Raw genomic sequence first — 19,007 nt, 5'->3', positions numbered from 1 at the left:
CCAAATTAGCGAAGGAAATACACGGAGACTCCTGCGGGAAGAAGAGCATCGGTGAGACTGCTTTGTGCGCCAGCACGAAGGAGGCTCACCAGCTCCCCGCGGAAAGCGTAGTGTATTTCCGTAGCGGCTGTAAAGCAGAGCACTATTCGGAACTAAATAAATCACTATCAACTACGCCATTAAAAAAGCAACAAAATATAAGAAAAGAGCCTTTTATTTATTACTGACAGAATAGGAATACCAATCCGCTAACTTGTCCGCATTCTCTTTATCCAACTCTTTTACTTTATAAACCTTACCCGCTCCCATTTTCCCCAGAACAGAAACTTTAATCGTAGCTAGGTTTTCTTTTTGATGTAGTTTATGCTGTTTTTCCTCAAAGGCCTGTATCCGTTTATGATATACCATAACTGTTGTTTTGCTTAAGTTTCGATACTGGATAATCAATCGGTTCTCATCTATTTGATACGCCGCATTTTTAAAGCGTAAGTAGCCTAGACCTAAAAATACAAGTAATACCGGAATGAGGAACCAAATAATTTTCGGTAATAAAAATATAGTTCCAATACCGAGTAAAACAAATATTAGACTGGCTCTTATAAGGTAATACTTTAATCCACGTTTCGGTACCAAAATGCTCTTACTTTGATCCATCTCCACATCATATCCTGGCAAAATAGCATCAAGAAATTGTTTTACTTCTGTTTTTCTTAGAATAGGAAAGAGTACTGTGGAAAAATCCTCTCCTTTATCCAAAGAACTTCCTGCTACTTCTGCGAATAACGTTACAAATCCAAAAGGCTGTCTTATAACACTCTCATTAATTCCAACTGCTTGAATCCTTTTAATTGGTATAGTAATCTGCTTCTTCTCTAATAATCCTCTCGTTATAAACAGTTCATCATCTTTTTTTGTGATAGTGAATTTCCAGTATTTTATCATCGTTCCTAGAATACCTAAAATCCATATGAAGAATAAAAGAAATATACCTAACGTAATGATAAAAATAAGACTTAAACCAATAATCCATGCAGTCATTGAATCATAAAAATGTTCAGGGATGAATTGTTCAATTTCAGAAAAGCCAACACCCACAAACGCTAAAATAATTCCTGCACTACCCGAAGTTGCACCAGCTAACCATAATCTTCTGGATGATATACTAAAAACAGGATCTGAATCTACTTCTGGCTGATCCTCTTGTTCAGGATCTATGACATGCCCTTTAAATTGATCCCGGATTCTTTCTCCTTCAGCTAGCTTAACGGCTTTCAAAGATGCTTCTGCATCTGTTCCACTACTTGCTGTTTCTATTTGTACTTTGGTTAAGTTAAAAATACGGTGGATAACTCCTTGTGTTAAGTCGATTGACTGTATTCGATTCTTTGAAATATACCGTTTTTTTCGAATGAGAATACCATATTCCATACGAAGTTCATCGGCTACAATTCGATAAGTAAAACGATACCAAGATAAAAAACTAAATGTAAAGATTATAAGCAGCAATGCCAATAAGCCCAAAATAAAATAGAGAATGGAACTGTCTCTTAATGCAACAAAACTGATAATAATATAAAATATCCAGCCTTTTAATCCTTGAACGAAATTAAATACAATAGCTGCAGGATGTAACCGTTTTGCTTTAGACATCATCTTCTTCCACCCTTGCAAGAGAAGAGATCCCATCCCTGAGGTTCGCAGCATCTTCCTCATGGAGAGCTGGAATGACATGTTTTGTTGCCGCCGTTGAAATGGTTACACTAGCAAGCTTAAACTTTTTCATTATCGGACCTTGTTCAGTATCAACATGCTGCACTCGTATCATTGGCACTAACGTTCGAGTTGTAATTAAAATACCATGCTGAATATATATTTCCTGTTCAAAGATTTCATATTTCCATTTCTTCCAGCGAAGTTCTGGAATAACAAAAATAAATAGATAAGTATTTATGGCATTTAGGATAGCTGCTGTTAAAATAATCCAAAATGGAAAATCAAAAATATAAAATAAGACTCCCACTGCAATAATCAAGAGCCAAAGTACTCCAATATAAATTGCCGCTGTTATTTTCCACACTTTAATAGCGTCCAATGCTATCCTATTCTTAGGTGGTTCTCTCATTTCTACTTCTCCCCCTTTAATTCCGTACGGGTACTAATACGACCCAGCACCGGAAAAGTTTCATGCTCTTCCTAATATCATAAATGTAAGCTAGAGCTAACTATTGTGAATTAAATAAATCAAGAGTTTCTATCAACTGTAAAATTTCAAAAAGCAACAAACTATACATAAATAGCCTCATAAAAAAAGCCCCTTTAATAAAGGAGCTTTTTCTTCCATTTACTTATTACGATTACGGCTCTTTTGGTAATTACCTTTGCGGTTTCTACCACCTTGGTTTCTTCCGCCTTGACCGCGTCCACCTTGTCCTCTACCGCCATAATAACGTTTATTATTATTTCTGCGTTTGTCTCCTTGTGCTTTCTTCACACTTATTGGTGCTACTGAAGAAATTTGGACAGGTGTATCTTTACGTTCTTTTGTTAACATTTTTAATGCAGCTGCAATAACCGTAACGGAGTCATTGTCCTGCAATAGGTCATTTGCTGCTTCATGGTAATCTTTTAAGTCCTGTCTTTCGATTGTCTTTTGAAGTTTTTCGATTGTTACTTGCTGTTGTCCTCTTTGTGCATCTTTATAAGATGGAGGCATTAAGCGTTTCATCTTACTTTTCGTTGTTTTTTCAATTAAATGCAGATGTGCCATTTCTCTTGGTGTAATAAATGAGATAGCCTCACCGGTTTTACCAGCTCTTCCTGTACGACCAATACGGTGTACATAGCTTTCCGGGTCTTGCGGAATATCGAAATTGTATACATGCGTTACACCAGAAATATCTAATCCACGTGCTGCCACATCTGTTGCAACTAAAACATCCACACGTCCATGTTTAAATTTATTTAAAACTGACATACGTTTCCCTTGTGTTAAGTCACCATGAATCCCTTCTGCACGGTACCCTCTTGCTTGAAGGCCTTCGGTAATTTCATCAACACGCTTTTTCGTGCGACTAAATACAATTGCTAAATCTGGTGAGTTGATATCCAAATGATTGTTCAACGTTTCAAATTTATGCTTTTCAGGGATTTCAATGAAATACTGGTCGATATTCTCTACCGTCATTTCTTTTGCTTTAACTTTTACTTCTTTTGGATCATTCATTAAGTTTGTTGCAATATCTCGAATTTCTTTTGGCATGGTTGCTGAGAACAGCAAGGTTTGATGACCTTCTGGAATATTCTTAAGAATTTCCCGGATATCATCAATAAAGCCCATATTCAGCATTTCATCAGCTTCATCTAATACAGCAACTTGTACCATACTGATATTAATGGTTCTTCTTCTCATATGATCCAGTAATCGTCCAGGGGTTGCAACTACAATCTGTGGTCCATCTTTTAAAGCACGGATTTGTCGTTCCATATGTTGGCCACCAAAGATTGCTAAGGCACGAATCCCTGTGAATTTTCCAATACGATTGATTTCTTCGGCAACTTGTATGGCAAGTTCCCTAGTTGGTGCTACAACAAGCCCTTGGATTTTCCGTTGCTTGGTATTAATCTTTTCAATCATCGGTATACCAAATGCTGCTGTTTTCCCTGTTCCTGTTTGAGCTTGCCCAATTACGTCGTTACCTTCCATACCTAGTGGAATTGTCTGCGCTTGTATTGGTGTTGCTTCCTCAAACCCCATATTGTTTAATGCTTTCATAATTGGGGCGGAAACACCTAGTTCGTTAAATGTTGTCACCTAATAGTCTACTCCTTTTTTTGTGAAAATTTCCGCAAAAGAGGCCTAAATATTTTCTCATACTTTAATTTAAAATTATTGTTTCCATCTTATTTAAACGTAAACTCATATCTTCAAATGAATAGAAATTCTTATATTTTCGTAATCAATTGTAAAGTATAAAAAAGGCATCACCATAAAATTAGCAATAAGTGGTAAGAGGCCTCTAAACTATGCACGTTTAATCATAACACACTTAAGTTATTGATTCTACTAGCCAGTTTCGTGATTTTTCCAATCGTACATGGTAAAATGAGTTTATTCACCATAATATTATATCCAAAAGTAGCTTCTTCTTACATAACACGACATCTAAAAGAACGAAAGGGAGGTTAACATGCGTATCCCTCCATTTAACCCATATATTGCAGTCGTTATAGGTGTTATCGCAGTTTCTACTTCAGCTGTTTTGGTTAAATTAGCAGGGGATGCCCCGGCGGCAATCATTGCAAACTATCGATTGCTATTTGCAGTTTTAATTATGTCTCCCCTCGTCTTAACTAAATATTTACATGAATTTCGTAACATTAGTAGTAAAAATTGGATATTATCGATTCTTGCAGGCGTATTTTTAGCGTTTCATTTCATTCTTTGGTTCGAGTCGCTAAATCATACATCTGTCGCTAGTTCTGTTGTCTTAGTGACCATGCAGCCTATTTTTGCATTTATAGGTACTTATTTACTTTTTCAAGAACGCTTCTCTTCAGGTACAGTCATTAGTATGATTATTGCTGTATTTGGTAGTGTCCTTATTGGCTGGGGAGATTTTCAATATAGTGGGATGGCACTTTTGGGTGACGCACTTGCTATTTTAGGTGCGATTGCTATGACCGTATACTTATTATCAGGTCAGCAAACACGTAAAAATCTGTCACTCATGACTTATACATTTATCGTCTACGGGGTAAGTTCCATCACATTGATCATTTATAATTTAATCGTACAAAATCCGTTCTTTGGCTACCCAACTGAGTATTGGTCCATCTTTTTAGCACTAGCAATTTTTCCAACTTTCTTTGGACATACCTTATTTAATTGGGCGCTGCGTTGGTTAAGTTCTTCTACAATATCCATGGCCATTGTATTTGAACCAGTTGGTGCCTCCATACTCGCCTATATTATTTTAGGCGAAGAAGTTACCTGGTCCCAACTATTGGGTGGAACCATCGTGATCTTTGGTCTATTCTTATTCATTTTAAGTACCTCACGAAAAACTAGTGTCACCATATCCAAGAAAGCAAACAAATAATTTAAAGCAGGTGAAAGACATGACTATACAATTAATGACTGACAGTGGTGCAGATATTCCACAACATCTCATTGATTCTTTGAGCGTAAAAATTGTTCCGCTCTATTTACATTTTAGTGATGGGCATTATAACACCGATGAAGTTAATCTAAACAGTTTTTATCAAAAAATCCGTGACTTAAAAGAACTGCCACGTTCTGCTGCCCCTAGCCCAAATGATTTTTATGAAGCATATAAGGAAATTGATCCTGAACATCCAATTGTTATGTTCAGTATATCAAAAGGCTTAAGCAGTACTTATGAGAATGCAGTAGCAGGAAAGAACTTACTGTTGGAAGAAGAGCCAAATCGTAAAATAGAGGTAATTAATACAAAAACAGCATCTTGCGGAGTTTCCTTATTATTGCATGAGGCGGATAGCAAATTGAAGGAAGGCTATTCACTGGAACAGCTTGTCCAACACTTACATGAACGCGTAGAACAAACTACTACTTTGTTTGTATTAAAAACATTAGAAAACCTAGTTATTGGTGGGCGACTAGATAAGGTAAAAGGAAAAATTGCCAAAACACTAAACATCCGTTTACTAATGCGAGCTAGCGAAGAAGGGACAATTGAAGTTCTGGAAAGAGTACGCGGCGATAAAAAATCAGTGCGCCGATTTATTGACCAAATCGGTGAATATACTAAAAATTTTGAGGATAAAATCATTTCTATGACCCACGGAAACGATGAAAACCGAGCAAAACAAATCCTCTCTGAAATCCGAAGCAAGTACGCTTTTAAAGATGCACTTTTAACGGAAACAGGTCCTTTAATTTCCACATATGGTGGAGAAGGTGCTATTGTTATAGCGTTTTTTAGAGATAAATAAACCCATCGTAAAAAACACTCGCAAAATCATACAGATTTTTGCCAGTGTTTTTTTGTAGATGGAGGGTTAGGTTTTTCCTGAGGAATGGGCGGTCATCCTAGGTTAGGAGCATGCTCTTCCTCTTTCAAAAAATCAAACACCATTTCATTCAAAGTATCTTTATCTTCTCCTAAACAAATTAAATGCTTGGAGCGCTCGAATAATACCAGTTTCTTCTGCTCGGAGTTAATTTCCTTGTCCAAATAATACACTGTTTTATATGGTACCATTCCGTCTTGTTGTCCTTGGGCAATCAACACTGGTACTTTTACTTTACTTAAGTAAGGCCTCGTAAATTTTACTAATTTCATAAATTCGATATTTGCCCTCATTGGTACCATCCCAAGCTTCCTTTTATAATGGTTATATAATTTATTATCATGAAGCGCACCCTTTACACCATCCCCTACTACCTCACCAATATCATGAGCTATTTGACGAAATGATAAGTACTTTCTGGCGGGAGCTAATAAGACCAGTTTCTCTATTTTGTATTTTGCTGTTAAATAGGCAGCAATCATACCACCCATAGAAAAACCAATAACATAGATTTTTTCATATTTCTCTTTCATCTTTTTTAATTCTTCTTCAGCTGCAATAATCCATTCTTTAAAAGAAGAATCCTTTAGATCCAGCTCACGACCATGACCAGGCAATGTTGGAATCTCTATATGCCAGTTTGTACGTTCCTTTAGAAATTTTGCTAAAGGACCGACTTCATATGGACCTCCAGTGAAACCATGAATTACTAAACAACCAATCATTTAAATTCTCCTCTAAAGATATATTCAATTAATTATCCTTATACTTCCTATTATCCAAGAAAATATTTGTTTTTTCCTATATTCTGCTTAAAAGATACTATTTAAATGACTTTTGATCTGGTAGCTAGCAGGACAGGTTCCTTCATCCCATCAGCCACCAATTATCTCCTATCAAAAAGGAAGCTGATTTCTTATACATGGTTATCAGCTTCCTGCTCTAAAGTTTTTCATAAATGATCCGAATTGTTGCACGATTGGAGCAACTTGATGGTACGTACTAGCAAGCTGACCTACTGTACCGAGGACCTTATCAAGATCTAATTGGCCATTTTCCTTTTGGAAATGTGACATGACATTAGGAGGGGTTTGAGGCTGCTGTGAAAATTGATTCTGTTCAAAAGGCACATTATTCGGCCAATTCATCGGTTGTTCGGGTTTTTGAAAATAATCGTATGGGGTCATGTTTGCTGATTGTCCGCCAATCGGTGCTTGTGGATAATTCATCTCCTGTGGTGCAGCAGGTGGATAATTTGAATAATCATAAGACCAATATTCTGGGTAAGGAGACGGACGATTATAATAAGATCTAGAATACATCATAACACCTCTTTATTCATTCATACCTATAAATAAAATATGCATTCACCGAAAATGTGTGAGATATTAACCCTTAAATCAAACTTACGGATACTCCTCGAAAATAAGATCAATTTTTTTTGCCCGATGACAAGCTTCTGAAGTATTACTTGTCCTACGGGAACAGCGTGTTGGAAGACACAGCAGCGAGGTACTAATTGATTCATCTTCTTTGATCCTTGCAATCAATAGGTAAAGGAGAGAAACAAAAATTTTACAGATAGTTAACAATAATTGATGTTCACGACAGAAAACAAACGTTTTTAGTTATAACCAAAAATAACGTTTGTAAATTAAAAGTAAAAATTTTATAAAAAGGCTGGTATTTTTTAGCAAGATAGTATTTAATAACTATGTAAGGTATTTTAATTTTTCTAATACATAGGAGGGCCAAAATGAGAAAGTTATTAAGTCTTTTGCTAGTACTTGCTTTGGCAATTTTTCTAGCAGCGTGTGGCGGATCTGATGAATCCGATTCAAGCAACGGAGGAGAAACAGAGGATTCTGGATCTGAAGAATCTGCTTCTGATGAAGAAAGCACCGAAGAAAGTGAAGGTATGATTCCAGAAACATTAGTTATAGGATTTGTACCATCTCAAGATTCTGATACAATTGCTGACACAGTCGAACCTTTAGCAGAGCGTTTAGGGGAAGAGTTAGGAATTGAAGTTCAAGGACAAGTAATGACTAATTACAACGCACTAGTAGAAGCTATGGGTGCTAATCAAGTACAAGTTGGATTTATCCCTGCATTTGGCTATGTTTTGGCAAATGAGCAATATGATGTAGAAGTTATCTTAAAATCCATTCGATATGGTTCTGGTACGTATAAAGCACAGTATGTTGTACGCTCCGATTCAGGTATTGAATCCTTAGCTGACTTAGAAGGAAAAATCTGGGCTTACGGTGATCAAACATCTACTTCTGGGTATTTATTCCCTGCCAGTCAATTGATGGAGGAATTTGGTTATGACACATCTGCTGAATTAGAAGCTAATTTCTTCAGTGGAACAACTCAAACTGGTGGTCATGACAACTCTGCAATTGCTGTTTACGAAGGAGAAGCTGACGTCGCAACTACGTTTGATGATGTTCGTACGGAATTAGAAGAAGAATATCCGGATGTGATGGATGAATTAACCATTCTTGGTTATACAGATGAAATTCCAAATGATACGATTTCTGTAACCAAAGAATTGGATAAAGAATTCGTACAACAGATTAAAGACGTCTTCTTATCATTTAATGATGACGAAGAAATGATTTCTATCATGAATGAAGTATACAACTGGGATGCTATTGATGAAGCAACAGATGAAGAGTACCAAGTTGTAAAAGACACGTATGCGAAGTTTAAAGATAATATTACACTAGAATAAATATAAAAACTTAAATCTATATAACTACTGTAAAGGGGAGATTGTACTCCCCTTTTTTTGCAGAGTAGATAATTTAAAAGCTGTTTTCTGCATAAGTATAACTTAGGCTAACAATGAGAAGCCTTTGTTTCTATCCTGAAGTTCAATGTAATATACATAAAAATATTGGGGGATTTTCACAGAATGATAGAGTTTAAAGATGTTAGCCTTGTTTACCCAAATGGCACACAAGGCTTAAAGAACATAAACGTAAAGATTAATGACGGAGAATTTGTGGTTATTGTCGGACTCTCCGGTGCTGGAAAGTCTACATTCATCCGCAGTATCAATCGTCTAGTTACACCTACCTCTGGCTCTCTATTAATAGACAATGAAGATATTCTTTCCTATCATGGGAAGAATTTACGCAAACTCCGGACAAAAACGGGCATGATATTCCAAAATTATAATTTAGTAAAACGTTCTAATGTGTTAAAAAATGTATTAGCAGGACGTTTAGGCCACACCGGGACATTGCGTTCTATTCTCAACCTCTATAAGAAAGAGGATATTGGACTAGCATATGAAAGTTTGAAACGAGTAAATATTGAAGAAAAACTCTATAATCGCGCAGATGAATTGAGTGGCGGACAGCAGCAGCGCGTCAGTATCGCACGTGTCCTGACACAACAGCCAAACTACATATTAGCTGATGAACCTGTTGCATCTCTTGATCCACCAACCTCACACCAAGTAATGACATATCTAAAAAAAATCAATAAAGAAGATAATATTACAACAATCGTTAATTTACACTTTATTGATATGGCGATGGAATATGCAGATCGAATTATTGGAATGCGTGCTGGTGAGGTCGTTTTTGATGGGCCAGTATCAGAGGTTAGTGAACAAACCTTTGAAGAAATCTATGGCCGTTCCATACGAGAGGACGACTTGCGTGGGGGGGCTAATAAATCGTGACAAAGGAAAAACCTTCTTTGACCGCTGATAAAACACCATCCATATATCCCGCCAAAACAAAAATGCAGGTAACACTTATCTTTTTCGTTATCATAGGAATTTACCTGTTTAGTATGTACTGGACACAGCGAGAAATGGTCGGTGGAATTGGCGGCGCATTAGGAAATATGTATGTTGTAATAGAGAAGTTCTTTCCGCCGAATTTCGCCGTATTACCAGCAATATGGGAACCAATGGCACAGACCATTCAGATGGCTATTTTGGCAACAACCGTATCTGCCATCTTAACTGTTCCACTTGCTTTGTTATCGGCGCAAAATGTAACAACATTTAAGCCTCTTTATTATTTAACAAGAACGTTCCTAAATATATTACGTACAATTCCAGACTTAGTTCTTGCAGTACTATTTGTCGGGCTATTTGGGATTGGTCTTTTCCCTGGGATATTAGCATTGATTGTTTTTTCGTTAGGAATATTAGCTAAGTTAATCAGTGAAACGATTGAATCCGTTGATATGAATCCAATGGAGGCTATGCGTGCATCTGGCGGAAATACGCTGCAAGTTATCTGGTATGCGCTCGTACCACAAGTAGCACCACAATTTGCATCACTAGTACTTTATGTATTTGAAATTAATATACGCGCATCTGTTGTACTTGGTTTAGTTGGTGCGGGTGGTATCGGGTTAATTCTAAATCAGCAATTAGGTTTCTATAATTATCCAAATGCTATGGCAATTATAATTCTTATATTCGTTGTTGTTATTGTCATTGAGTTTATTAGTAATAAGATAAGGGAGGCCTTGTTATAATGGAAAATTATTCCCTTCCTCCAAAACCGAAGAATTCGTTATGGAAAAAAATAAAAACAATAGTAATAACCCTTTTAGTAATTGGGTTGTATGTATGGACCTTTACAGGAATCGATATAGAATGGAGCAGGGTCATTGAAAGAGCGTTGAATAATTTTCAGCGAGTTATCCCTAAACTTCTTAGCCCTGATTGGTCAGCAACCAGTGAAGTTGCTCTTGCTATGCTAGAAACCGTCTTTATTGCATTTGCAGGGTCCCTTATGGCAGCAATTTTAGCAGTTCCAATAGCATTTCTAGCTGCTAACAATATGATGGGGAAATATCTGTCTGTCATCGGCAAATGGATACTATCTGCCGTTCGTGCATTTCCTGACATTATATTAGCCATTCTTTTCGTAGTTGCTGTTGGTCCTAACGCCTTTGCCGGGGTACTCGCCATTGCAATTGGTTCTACCGGTATGTTAGGGAAAATGTTCTCTGAAATTATTGAATCGATTGATATGGATATTGTGGAAGCAATGCAAGCCAATGGTGCTAACCGCATCCAAATACTTTTCTATGCGGTTATGCCACAAATTATTCCAGAATTTCTATCCTATGCTATTTATCGATTTGAAGTAGACATTCGTGCATCTTCCATTTTAGGTATTGTGGGTGCAGGTGGTATTGGAACGATGATTATTTTCGCATCCAATAATCGTAACTGGAATGAAATGGGCACCATACTACTAGCCATTATTATCGTAGTTACCATTATCGACTTTGCTTCTGCGAGAATTAGGCGTAAGATTGTATAATAGATAGGATCATGCCCCGCTTTTTTAAGTGGGGCATTTACTTACATGAACAAGAACATAAACAGAGCCGGATTTTTTTAGAAAGGATGTATTCATTTGCCTAAAGATAAAGCAACTATCACCGTCTTATATACAAGCGATGTACATGGTAATGCCATGCCTGTAATATATGGAACGAATGAACCAGCAGACCTTGGACTTGCCAAGTATGCCACTGCGGTTAAACAAATCCGAGAAAATAATGAACATGTCCTTGTTATTGACAATGGTGACTTAATTCAAGGAACGCCATTAATGACACATTATGTAAAAGAACATAACCGTCGTGAAAATCCCATGATTGCCATCATGAATAAAATTAACATAGATGCTGGTGTTATTGGCAATCATGAGTTTAACTTCGGAAAAAAAGTGCTTACTGATGCTGTTCAGCAGTCAAACTATCCTTGGCTCGCAGCTAATATTCTGGATAAAGAAACAAAGACTCCCTACTTTGGCCCTCCCTATATGATGAAAACTTTATCTAACGGAATAAAAGTGGCAATTGTCGGAGTAACTACGCATTACATTCCAAATTGGGAATCTCCTAACCATATTGAAGGATTGCAATTTGCCGACGCATTCACCAGCTTGCAAAAGTGGGTTCCTTATATTCGGGAAACAGAAAATCCTGATGTTCTAATTGTTTCTTACCATGGTGGTTTGGAACGAGATATAGAAACTGGGGAACCAACAGAAAATTTAACTGGAGAAAACCAAGGTTATCAGATGTGTGAGGAAATTGAAGGTATCGATATACTACTAACCGGCCACCAGCACCGCAAATTAGTCAGTGAAATCAATAATGTACTAGTTATCCAACCAGGAAACAATTGCCTTAACTATGGAGAAGTGCAAATTTCTCTTGAAAAAGAAAAATCTAAATGGAATCTCACACATAAAGTAGGTCATCTTCACTCTCTAGATAATACCGATTCGGATACGGAAATCTTAGACTACATGAAAGATGTAGAAGATTCCACTCAGAAATGGCTTGATCAACCAACTGGATACATCAAAGGAGATATGACCATTAAAGATCCTTTTAAAGCAAGACTAAAAAAGCATCCATTCATTCAACTTATACAAGAAGTGCAAATGAATGCAAGCGGGGTCGATATCTCCGTGACTTCTTTATTAAACAATGAATCTACAGGATTTAACTCCGTTGTTACCATGCGGGATATTGTCTCCAACTATATGTACCCAAACACGTTAGTCGTGCTCGAATTAACCGGCAAAGACATCAAAGCCGCACTAGAGAAAAGTGCTGCCTATTTCATACTTGATCCAAATGGAGAACTTAACGTTAATCCCTCCTACATCACACCAAAACCACAGCATTATAATTATGACATGTGGGAAGGAATCAACTATACAATTAATGTGAGACAACCAATCGGTTCAAGAGTAGAATCCATTTTTTATCACGGGGAACCACTAAAAGACGAAGCATCCTATCATGTCGTTTTAAATAACTACCGTGCCAGTGGCGGCGGAAATTACGATATGTTTAAAAATAAACCGATTGTGAAAGAAATACAAAAAGATGCTGTTGAACTAATTCGGGAATATTTTGAAAAGCACCAAACAGTGCATGCGACGGTTATAGATAATTTTGTTGTGAAATCTTAATGGGATGATAAGACGGCTAATACACTGATGGGTATGGCCGTCTTTTTATTACATTTTTTTGGGGTTGGTTTGGCACGGTGGCGGGTCTATCGATCGAATCTGGTTCTCTATCAACCGACCTGAGATCTCTATCAACCGCGACTTCCTTTCTATCAACCGACCTGGGCTTTCTATCAACCGCGACTTCCTTTCTATCAACCGACCTGGCCTCTCTATCAACCGCGACTTCCTCTCTATCAACCGACCTGGGCTCTCTATCAACCGCGACTTCCTTTCTATCAACCGACCTGGACTCTCTATCAACCGCGGCTTCCTTTCTATCAACCGACCTGGGAGCCCTATCAACCGCGACTTCCTTTCTATCAACCGACCTGGACTCTCTATCAACCGTGACTCCCTTTCTATCAACCGACCTGAGCTCTCTATCAACCGCGGCTTCCTTTCTATCAACCGACCTGGGAGCCCTATCAACCGCGACTTCCTTTCTATCAACCGACCTGGACTCTCTATCAACCGCGGCTTCCTTTCTATCAACCGACCTGAGCTCCCTACCAACCACCACCTCCGCTCTATCAACCGCCCCCACACTCCCCTAACACAACAAAAAATGCTGCCCGACCCTCCATGACAGCATTTTTACATATATCTTATTTTAATCATCATCGTCTTCTGTTTCAATCTCTATAACAAGAACTTCACCAGTATATGCATCAATTTCAATCTCTGCTTCACTGTTTCCTTTATACATTTCGATTTCATAAACTAACCGGCCGTCATCGTCATCTAATTCTAACTCTTCAATTGTGCCGTCAAAGTTTTGTAAGGCTATCTTCTTCGCTTGATTGCTACCTATAACTGTTTTCTTAGAAGAACTTTTATTGTCTTTTACATCATTGGTACTCTTTTTCGGTTTATCATCCTGCTTGGCATCTGACTTGGTCTTCGCCTTTTTATCATCCTGGCTGTCATCTGACTTGGTCTCCGCTTTTTTATTGTCCTCCGTCTTGACCTCTTCTGCCTTATCTTTGTTTGTTGATTCTTTTTTCTCGGTAATTTCTACTTTCTCTTTTTTCTGCTTATCATCAGCCTGCTTGTCGTCTTTATCATCTGACTTTGGTTTTGTTTTTTGAGAAATAACCTTTTCTTCTAGTTTTATTACTTCCCCTGTATCACCATCTATTTTTAATTCATATTCCTTACCCTCTAATTCAACCTCTACTTCGTATACAGAGTTTTTTCCTTTTTTATCTAATTCCAATTCTGTAATTGTACCTGGATATTCTGCATTTACTTGTTCTCGGATTTCATTCGCCGAAAGCTTCGGATCAGCATTGACAACTCCTGACTGAGAAAATGCAAAACCAATTGTTCCAGCAACAGCCATCGCACCAATTGCAGCTATAACTTTCTTCTTCATAGTGATTACCTCCTATTTATTGGTTACCTTTAGTCTAAACAAACTACATGAAAGGAGGATGTGATAAAGATTAGAATTTGATGAGAAAATAGTAAAGACTTATTATATAAGGCTTAACCTCAAAGTGAAAGTTGATCCTTCGCCAAGTTTACTTTCCACAGACAAAGACCCTCCATGTGACTCTGCTATTGATTTTGCAATTGCCAAACCTAATCCAGTGCCACCAGTATCCCTGCTCCTAGCTTTATCCACACGGTAGAATCGATCAAAAATTCTTTCCTGTTCTTCCTTAGATATTCCTTGTCCATAATCTTTTACACGGAAGACAGCATAATCATCTTGCTGATACGCCTGTATTTCTATTGCCTCTTTGCTGTACTTAATGGCATTATCAATTAATATATATATAACCTGCTCTAACTGATCGCTGTTGCCAGGAATAACTAAGTCTGAATTGTCCATAATAAGTTTCAAATCCCGGTCATGTATTCCGCGAAACATAGAAACAGTCTCTTCTATAATTTCCTTAACATTAACTTTTTCACTATAGTTAATCTGTTGATTTTTCGCTAAGGAAAGCATCTGTTCCACTAATTTTTTCATCCGTTCCGCTTCCGTGTCTATTGCTTCTATCGATTCCTTTGTAACCTCTGGATTTGCCGTTCCCCTTCTTTCTAATAACTGCGCGTAGCTTTTAATTATCTGGATTGGTGTCTTTAACTCATGAGATGCATCTGATACAAACATCTCCTGTTTTTCGTAACTTGTTTTCAGATAGTCAATCATTTCATTAAATGTTTTTTCCATTTCATAAATTTCATCGTGTGTTCGATTTTCTACATTTATCTTTTGCCAATTTCCTTGTTGCGTATTCCCTTTCATTGTTTTAATCAAATTTTGTATTGGTTTGAGTAAAAATTGACTCAATACCGAGCTTGCAATGATAACCGGGATTAACATAATGATGGATAAGATACCTAGAACATAAAGCAATGTATTCATTGTTTCATGGAGGGACACCATATGATTTGATACTTGAATTGTAACAATTTCCCCTTTGTGATTGCCTGTTGCCCATATCATTGGCTTTTGAATAACAGCAATATCAGGTGCATCTTTCTTTGAAACAATCTCCTTTGATTCCGATTGAGAAAATTCCCATCCAAGTGCTCGATAATCTTCTGACCTCATTGATTCCAACATGGCTACTTCGCTTTCTAATACGACACGAATCATCCCATTTGCTGGTAAATACGCTTTCAGTAAATCACCCGGATCGATCGTAGGGTTGTCATTCAAGGCCTTAATGACATCATTCGTCACCACTTCCAGTTCTTCTAGTTCCGTATTGGCACTCATTTTATAAAAGAAAAAATAAATAGAAGTATTAGCCATTAGTACTAACACAAGCATAAACACACTTGAAAAAACCTGAATTTTTGTTTTTAGTTTCATCTATCTGAATCCTTTATCGTATAACCAACCCCTCTAACGGTTTGGATATATGGCTTATCAAATCCTTTATCTATCTTCTGTCTTAGATAGCGAATATACACATCAACAACATTGGTTTCACCGTAATAATCAAATCCCCACACTTGTTCGATAAGCTGATCCCTAGTTAGTACTATATTTTTATTCTTTAACAAACAAACCAGTAAATCGAACTCTCTGACGGTAAGATCTATTAGCGTATTCCCTCTTTTCACTTCATGACTGTCGACATCAACAATTAAATCACCAACAGAGATTTGATTTCCTTCTACTTTTTTTACTTCTTTTGGCTTCCGTAAATGAACACGAATCCTTGCTAAAAGTTCTTCGATTTGGAATGGTTTAGTAATATAATCATTGGCACCTAAATCCAATCCACTCACCTTGTCATGGATCTCATCTCTTGCAGTCAACAAGAGAATCGGAGTAGTCTCATCTGTTCTTCGTATTCTTCGTAAGACTTCAAGCCCACTCAGTTCCGGAATCATAATATCCAATAGTACCAAATCCCAGTCCTTTTCTTTCATTAATTCAAGAGCAAGCTTTCCGTTATCTGCAATCTCGGTAATATAATTTTCATATTTCAGTTCAAGTTGCAGCACTCTGCTAATCTTCTGTTCATCTTCTACTATTAATATTTTTGCTTCACTCATCATTTCACCTGCTTATTCTCTAACTTTTGCATAGATACATGTATCACGTAAGTCTGCATGCTTGTTTCCAATGGAATTTTTCCGTAAAATCCCTTCTAGATTATATCCTAAACGCTCAGGGATAGCTCTGCTCTTCTTATTCTCTGAATCTATTCTCATTTCCACTCGATTCGCCAATAAAGCATAAAAGGCAAAAGTTGTCACCCCTTCAACCGCTTCTGTCATATATCCCTTGCCACTATATCTCGTATCAATCCAATAGCCAATTTCAAATTTTCTCACGGCCCAATCAATTCGGTGTAATCCAGTTGAACCAATAAATATACCATTTTCCCGTTGAAAAATATGGAGCCTCAAATCTTTTCTCCTTAGAAAATCAATGTGTGATTCCCTAACACTAAGTTCTGCTTCTTCTATTTCTTGTTCACCTCTGGCAAAGGTCAGCCACTTCGCCAATTCAGGCTGGCTCGCTTTCATCGCATCATACACCAGTTTACCATCCCCTGGTAAAGGCAAGCGCAGAAATAGACGTTGTGTATGAAATTCATGGGGAAAATCAATAAGCAATGGATTTTTCACCATATAACTCCTCCCATTCCCAGCTATCAACCTGTATTCAATTATCTTTTCTAGTTTCCATTATACAAAGAACCAATTATAATTACGATATAATCGTTTATATTTTCATATTATTAACAAATTGGAGGTTCTTTATATGTTAGCTTTAGATCATATCGTCATTGCATCAAGAAATCCTAAAGCAGATGCAGAGGAATTTGCTAGAAGGTTTGATGTAGAAGTTATAGAAGGAGGAAAGCATGAGATTTGGGGAACCTATAATTTTTTAGCATATTTTCAAAATGACTGTTATTTGGAATGGCTCGGAGTGATGGATATAGCTACTGCGAAACGTTCTGATAATCCACTTATCCATCAACTTGTTGCCGCCTTGGAAAATGGTATAGAAGGCACCATTCAATATGCATTGCGCACCAACCAAATGGATTATTACGTCCGATACTTCTATAAGACGGACATTTCTTTTATCGGTCCTATTCCAGGCAGCAGGAAAAAACCAGATGATACCATGTTGGAATGGAAAATGCTCTTTCCTATGGAATCATCCAATCTCCCCTTTCTAATCGAATGGAATAATGGAAAAAATATCCCAGCTGACAGCAGTTTGATTAACAATAGGCGTATAAAGGTTATGAAAACTCCAGCTGATGAAAATCAATTTAGCAATATATATCAAACTAAATTTATCAATAATAATAGTTCCTTAGAAAATTCCCTTATTCGAATAGGCGATCGAATGTCCTTTGAATTAAACTAGATTTGTTGTTGGATAGCAATATCGCTAAGTGGCTTTACTCGCATGTTCACCGTGTGTTGTCACATAGAACGGTTCTACACTATCTTTTCCTTGTATTAAAGCCTCTTGTCGTATTTTATGTTGCTATTGAATGTCATTGTTGATAGAAACTCCGAATATATTTAATTTCGAATAAATGACTAATGGAGCGATTCGTTAACACCGCTACGGAAATACACTACGCGCACCTTAGGGGAGCTGGTGAGCCTCCTTCGTGCTGAAAAGCGTGTGCGTGTGCGCCTGCGTCTTCCAGTAGTGCTTCGAAGCGGGCTTTCTCGGCGCAAGGGAACGAGGAAGATTATTCAAGTAGTTCCCTCACTACGTAGTCTCACCTATGCTCTTCTTCCCTCAGGACCAGGAACGCTTCGGCAGCGAAACATCGCACGCAGAAAAAAGTGGTCTTCTTTTTTCAAGGAGTCTTCATGTATTTCCTTCGCTAATTGGGTGCTATGAACTTCCTAATATGCTATTATGCTATGCCGATAAGTCTGTCCCACAATCAACAAAATACTAGATTAAATATTTATTCTTATTAAAGAATTAGCAATATATACAAAAACTAAGGCTAAGTCATGTCAAAAAGCAACAATCTTTGAGAAAAGAGCCTTTTAAAAAAACGCACAAAAGATATTTGCTATCTCCTGTGCGTTATTAAATACCTAATCTACTCTATTTTCTTTAACCTAATTGCTGATGCAGGAATTCTGTAACAGATTCTGGGGTCTTTGTGTAAGCACTATGCTGATGTGCTAGTTTTTCTCCATTTTGGAAAATAAGAATACTTGGGATTCCCATCACTTCATACTCTTCAGCGATTCCTTTTATTTCATCTGTGTTAACTTCATACCACTCATAATTTTTGAATTCCTCTAAAATGTCACCAATAAACATGTCCATTCGTTTGCAGTCTGGACACCAATCTGCAAAGAATTTTATAATGACAGGCTCTTCACTCGCTATAATTTCATTAAATTTTTCTTGTGTTTGAATATGTTCCATTTTAGTCCACCTCTTTTGTTTACTTTTTATTATCT

General features: G+C 37.2%; 19 protein-coding genes. 8 read left to right on the top strand and 11 right to left on the bottom strand.

Annotation, left to right across the window (positions count from 1 at the left end; genetic code table 11):
- Positions 1 to 213 precede the first annotated feature (213 nt).
- The 3 genes from D8M06_RS14960 to cshA all read right to left on the bottom strand — a co-directional run bounded on the left by D8M06_RS14960 (position 214) and on the right by cshA (position 3,811).
- The gene (locus D8M06_RS14960) at positions 214 to 1,650 is read right to left on the bottom strand and encodes a PH domain-containing protein (protein ID WP_121205391.1); all 1,437 of its coding nucleotides are present in this window, start codon (positions 1,648 to 1,650) and stop codon (positions 214 to 216) included.
- Positions 1,643 to 2,122 (bottom strand): PH domain-containing protein, encoded by a 480-nt coding sequence (locus D8M06_RS14955; RefSeq protein WP_121205349.1) that lies wholly within the window; start codon positions 2,120 to 2,122, stop codon positions 1,643 to 1,645. Before D8M06_RS14955 ends, D8M06_RS14960 begins: the two co-directional genes overlap by 8 nt.
- A gap of 219 nt (positions 2,123 to 2,341) precedes the next feature.
- On the bottom strand, positions 2,342 to 3,811 hold the full coding sequence (cshA, locus tag D8M06_RS14950) for a degradosome RNA helicase CshA (RefSeq protein ID WP_121205346.1): 1,470 nt from the start codon (positions 3,809 to 3,811) through the stop codon (positions 2,342 to 2,344).
- A 376-nt stretch (positions 3,812 to 4,187) separates the two neighbouring features.
- Here cshA and D8M06_RS14945 point away from each other — a divergent pair, with 376 nt between their 5' ends.
- Together D8M06_RS14945 and D8M06_RS14940 are read left to right on the top strand one after the other, a co-directional pair.
- The gene (locus D8M06_RS14945; RefSeq protein WP_121205344.1) at positions 4,188 to 5,099 is read left to right on the top strand and encodes a DMT family transporter; all 912 of its coding nucleotides are present in this window, start codon (positions 4,188 to 4,190) and stop codon (positions 5,097 to 5,099) included.
- A gap of 19 nt (positions 5,100 to 5,118) precedes the next feature.
- Positions 5,119 to 5,973: a DegV family protein gene (locus D8M06_RS14940; protein WP_121205342.1), complete on the top strand. Its 855-nt coding sequence runs from the start codon at positions 5,119 to 5,121 to the stop codon at positions 5,971 to 5,973.
- Positions 5,974 to 6,065: 92 nt separating this feature from the next.
- Here the strand turns inward: D8M06_RS14940 and D8M06_RS14935 are convergent, their stop codons facing one another.
- On the bottom strand, positions 6,066 to 6,776 hold the full coding sequence (locus D8M06_RS14935) for an alpha/beta hydrolase (protein WP_121205340.1): 711 nt from the start codon (positions 6,774 to 6,776) through the stop codon (positions 6,066 to 6,068).
- Positions 6,777 to 6,980: 204 nt separating this feature from the next.
- Positions 6,981 to 7,373 carry a YppG family protein gene (locus D8M06_RS14930; RefSeq protein WP_158591799.1) on the bottom strand — a complete coding sequence of 131 codons (393 nt, stop codon included), beginning with the start codon at positions 7,371 to 7,373 and terminating at the stop codon, positions 6,981 to 6,983.
- Positions 7,374 to 7,807: 434 nt separating this feature from the next.
- Here D8M06_RS14930 and D8M06_RS14925 point away from each other — a divergent pair, with 434 nt between their 5' ends.
- The 5 genes from D8M06_RS14925 to D8M06_RS14905 all read left to right on the top strand — a co-directional run bounded on the left by D8M06_RS14925 (position 7,808) and on the right by D8M06_RS14905 (position 13,034).
- Complete coding sequence (locus D8M06_RS14925) at positions 7,808 to 8,791, top strand: phosphate/phosphite/phosphonate ABC transporter substrate-binding protein (protein ID WP_121205335.1); 984 nt, start codon at positions 7,808 to 7,810, stop codon at positions 8,789 to 8,791.
- 183 nt (positions 8,792 to 8,974) lie between these two features.
- On the top strand, positions 8,975 to 9,751 hold the full coding sequence (phnC, locus tag D8M06_RS14920) for a phosphonate ABC transporter ATP-binding protein (protein WP_121205333.1): 777 nt from the start codon (positions 8,975 to 8,977) through the stop codon (positions 9,749 to 9,751).
- Between the two features lie 62 nt (positions 9,752 to 9,813).
- A complete protein-coding gene (gene phnE / locus D8M06_RS14915) occupies positions 9,814 to 10,563 on the top strand; it encodes a phosphonate ABC transporter, permease protein PhnE (RefSeq protein WP_121205389.1) in 750 nt (249 codons plus the stop codon).
- On the top strand, positions 10,563 to 11,360 hold the full coding sequence (gene phnE, locus D8M06_RS14910; protein ID WP_121205331.1) for a phosphonate ABC transporter, permease protein PhnE: 798 nt from the start codon (positions 10,563 to 10,565) through the stop codon (positions 11,358 to 11,360). The genes phnE (D8M06_RS14915) and phnE (D8M06_RS14910) overlap by 1 nt, the downstream gene beginning before the upstream one ends.
- 96 nt (positions 11,361 to 11,456) lie before the next feature.
- Complete coding sequence (locus tag D8M06_RS14905) at positions 11,457 to 13,034, top strand: bifunctional metallophosphatase/5'-nucleotidase (protein ID WP_121205329.1); 1,578 nt, start codon at positions 11,457 to 11,459, stop codon at positions 13,032 to 13,034.
- A gap of 48 nt (positions 13,035 to 13,082) precedes the next feature.
- Here the strand turns inward: D8M06_RS14905 and D8M06_RS14900 are convergent, their stop codons facing one another.
- From D8M06_RS14900 to D8M06_RS14880, 5 genes are all read right to left on the bottom strand, one after another.
- Positions 13,083 to 13,610, bottom strand: coding sequence for a hypothetical protein (locus D8M06_RS14900; protein WP_147404983.1), 528 nt, complete (start codon positions 13,608 to 13,610; stop codon positions 13,083 to 13,085).
- A gap of 76 nt (positions 13,611 to 13,686) precedes the next feature.
- Complete coding sequence (locus tag D8M06_RS14895; protein WP_121205324.1) at positions 13,687 to 14,451, bottom strand: PepSY domain-containing protein; 765 nt, start codon at positions 14,449 to 14,451, stop codon at positions 13,687 to 13,689.
- A gap of 102 nt (positions 14,452 to 14,553) precedes the next feature.
- A complete protein-coding gene (locus tag D8M06_RS14890; RefSeq protein ID WP_121205322.1) occupies positions 14,554 to 15,906 on the bottom strand; it encodes a sensor histidine kinase in 1,353 nt (450 codons plus the stop codon).
- On the bottom strand, positions 15,903 to 16,598 hold the full coding sequence (locus D8M06_RS14885; RefSeq protein ID WP_121205319.1) for a response regulator transcription factor: 696 nt from the start codon (positions 16,596 to 16,598) through the stop codon (positions 15,903 to 15,905). The genes D8M06_RS14890 and D8M06_RS14885 overlap by 4 nt, the downstream gene beginning before the upstream one ends.
- A 12-nt stretch (positions 16,599 to 16,610) precedes the next feature.
- Positions 16,611 to 17,180: a GNAT family N-acetyltransferase gene (locus D8M06_RS14880; RefSeq protein WP_121205317.1), complete on the bottom strand. Its 570-nt coding sequence runs from the start codon at positions 17,178 to 17,180 to the stop codon at positions 16,611 to 16,613.
- Between the two features lie 133 nt (positions 17,181 to 17,313).
- Here D8M06_RS14880 and D8M06_RS14875 point away from each other — a divergent pair, with 133 nt between their 5' ends.
- The gene (locus tag D8M06_RS14875; RefSeq protein ID WP_121205315.1) at positions 17,314 to 17,934 is read left to right on the top strand and encodes a VOC family protein; all 621 of its coding nucleotides are present in this window, start codon (positions 17,314 to 17,316) and stop codon (positions 17,932 to 17,934) included.
- A 717-nt stretch (positions 17,935 to 18,651) separates the two neighbouring features.
- Here the strand turns inward: D8M06_RS14875 and D8M06_RS14870 are convergent.
- Positions 18,652 to 19,002 carry a thioredoxin family protein gene (locus D8M06_RS14870; protein ID WP_338322987.1) on the bottom strand — a complete coding sequence of 117 codons (351 nt, stop codon included), beginning with the start codon at positions 19,000 to 19,002 and terminating at the stop codon, positions 18,652 to 18,654.
- Positions 19,003 to 19,007 lie beyond the last annotated feature (5 nt).

Origin of the sequence: Oceanobacillus halophilus (assembly GCF_003628505.1) — a bacterium.
In the GTDB taxonomy this organism is placed as follows: domain Bacteria; phylum Bacillota; class Bacilli; order Bacillales; family Amphibacillaceae; genus Oceanobacillus; species Oceanobacillus halophilus.
Note: the sequence above shows the minus strand (reverse complement) of the source record. Positions and strands in the feature narration are given on the sequence as shown.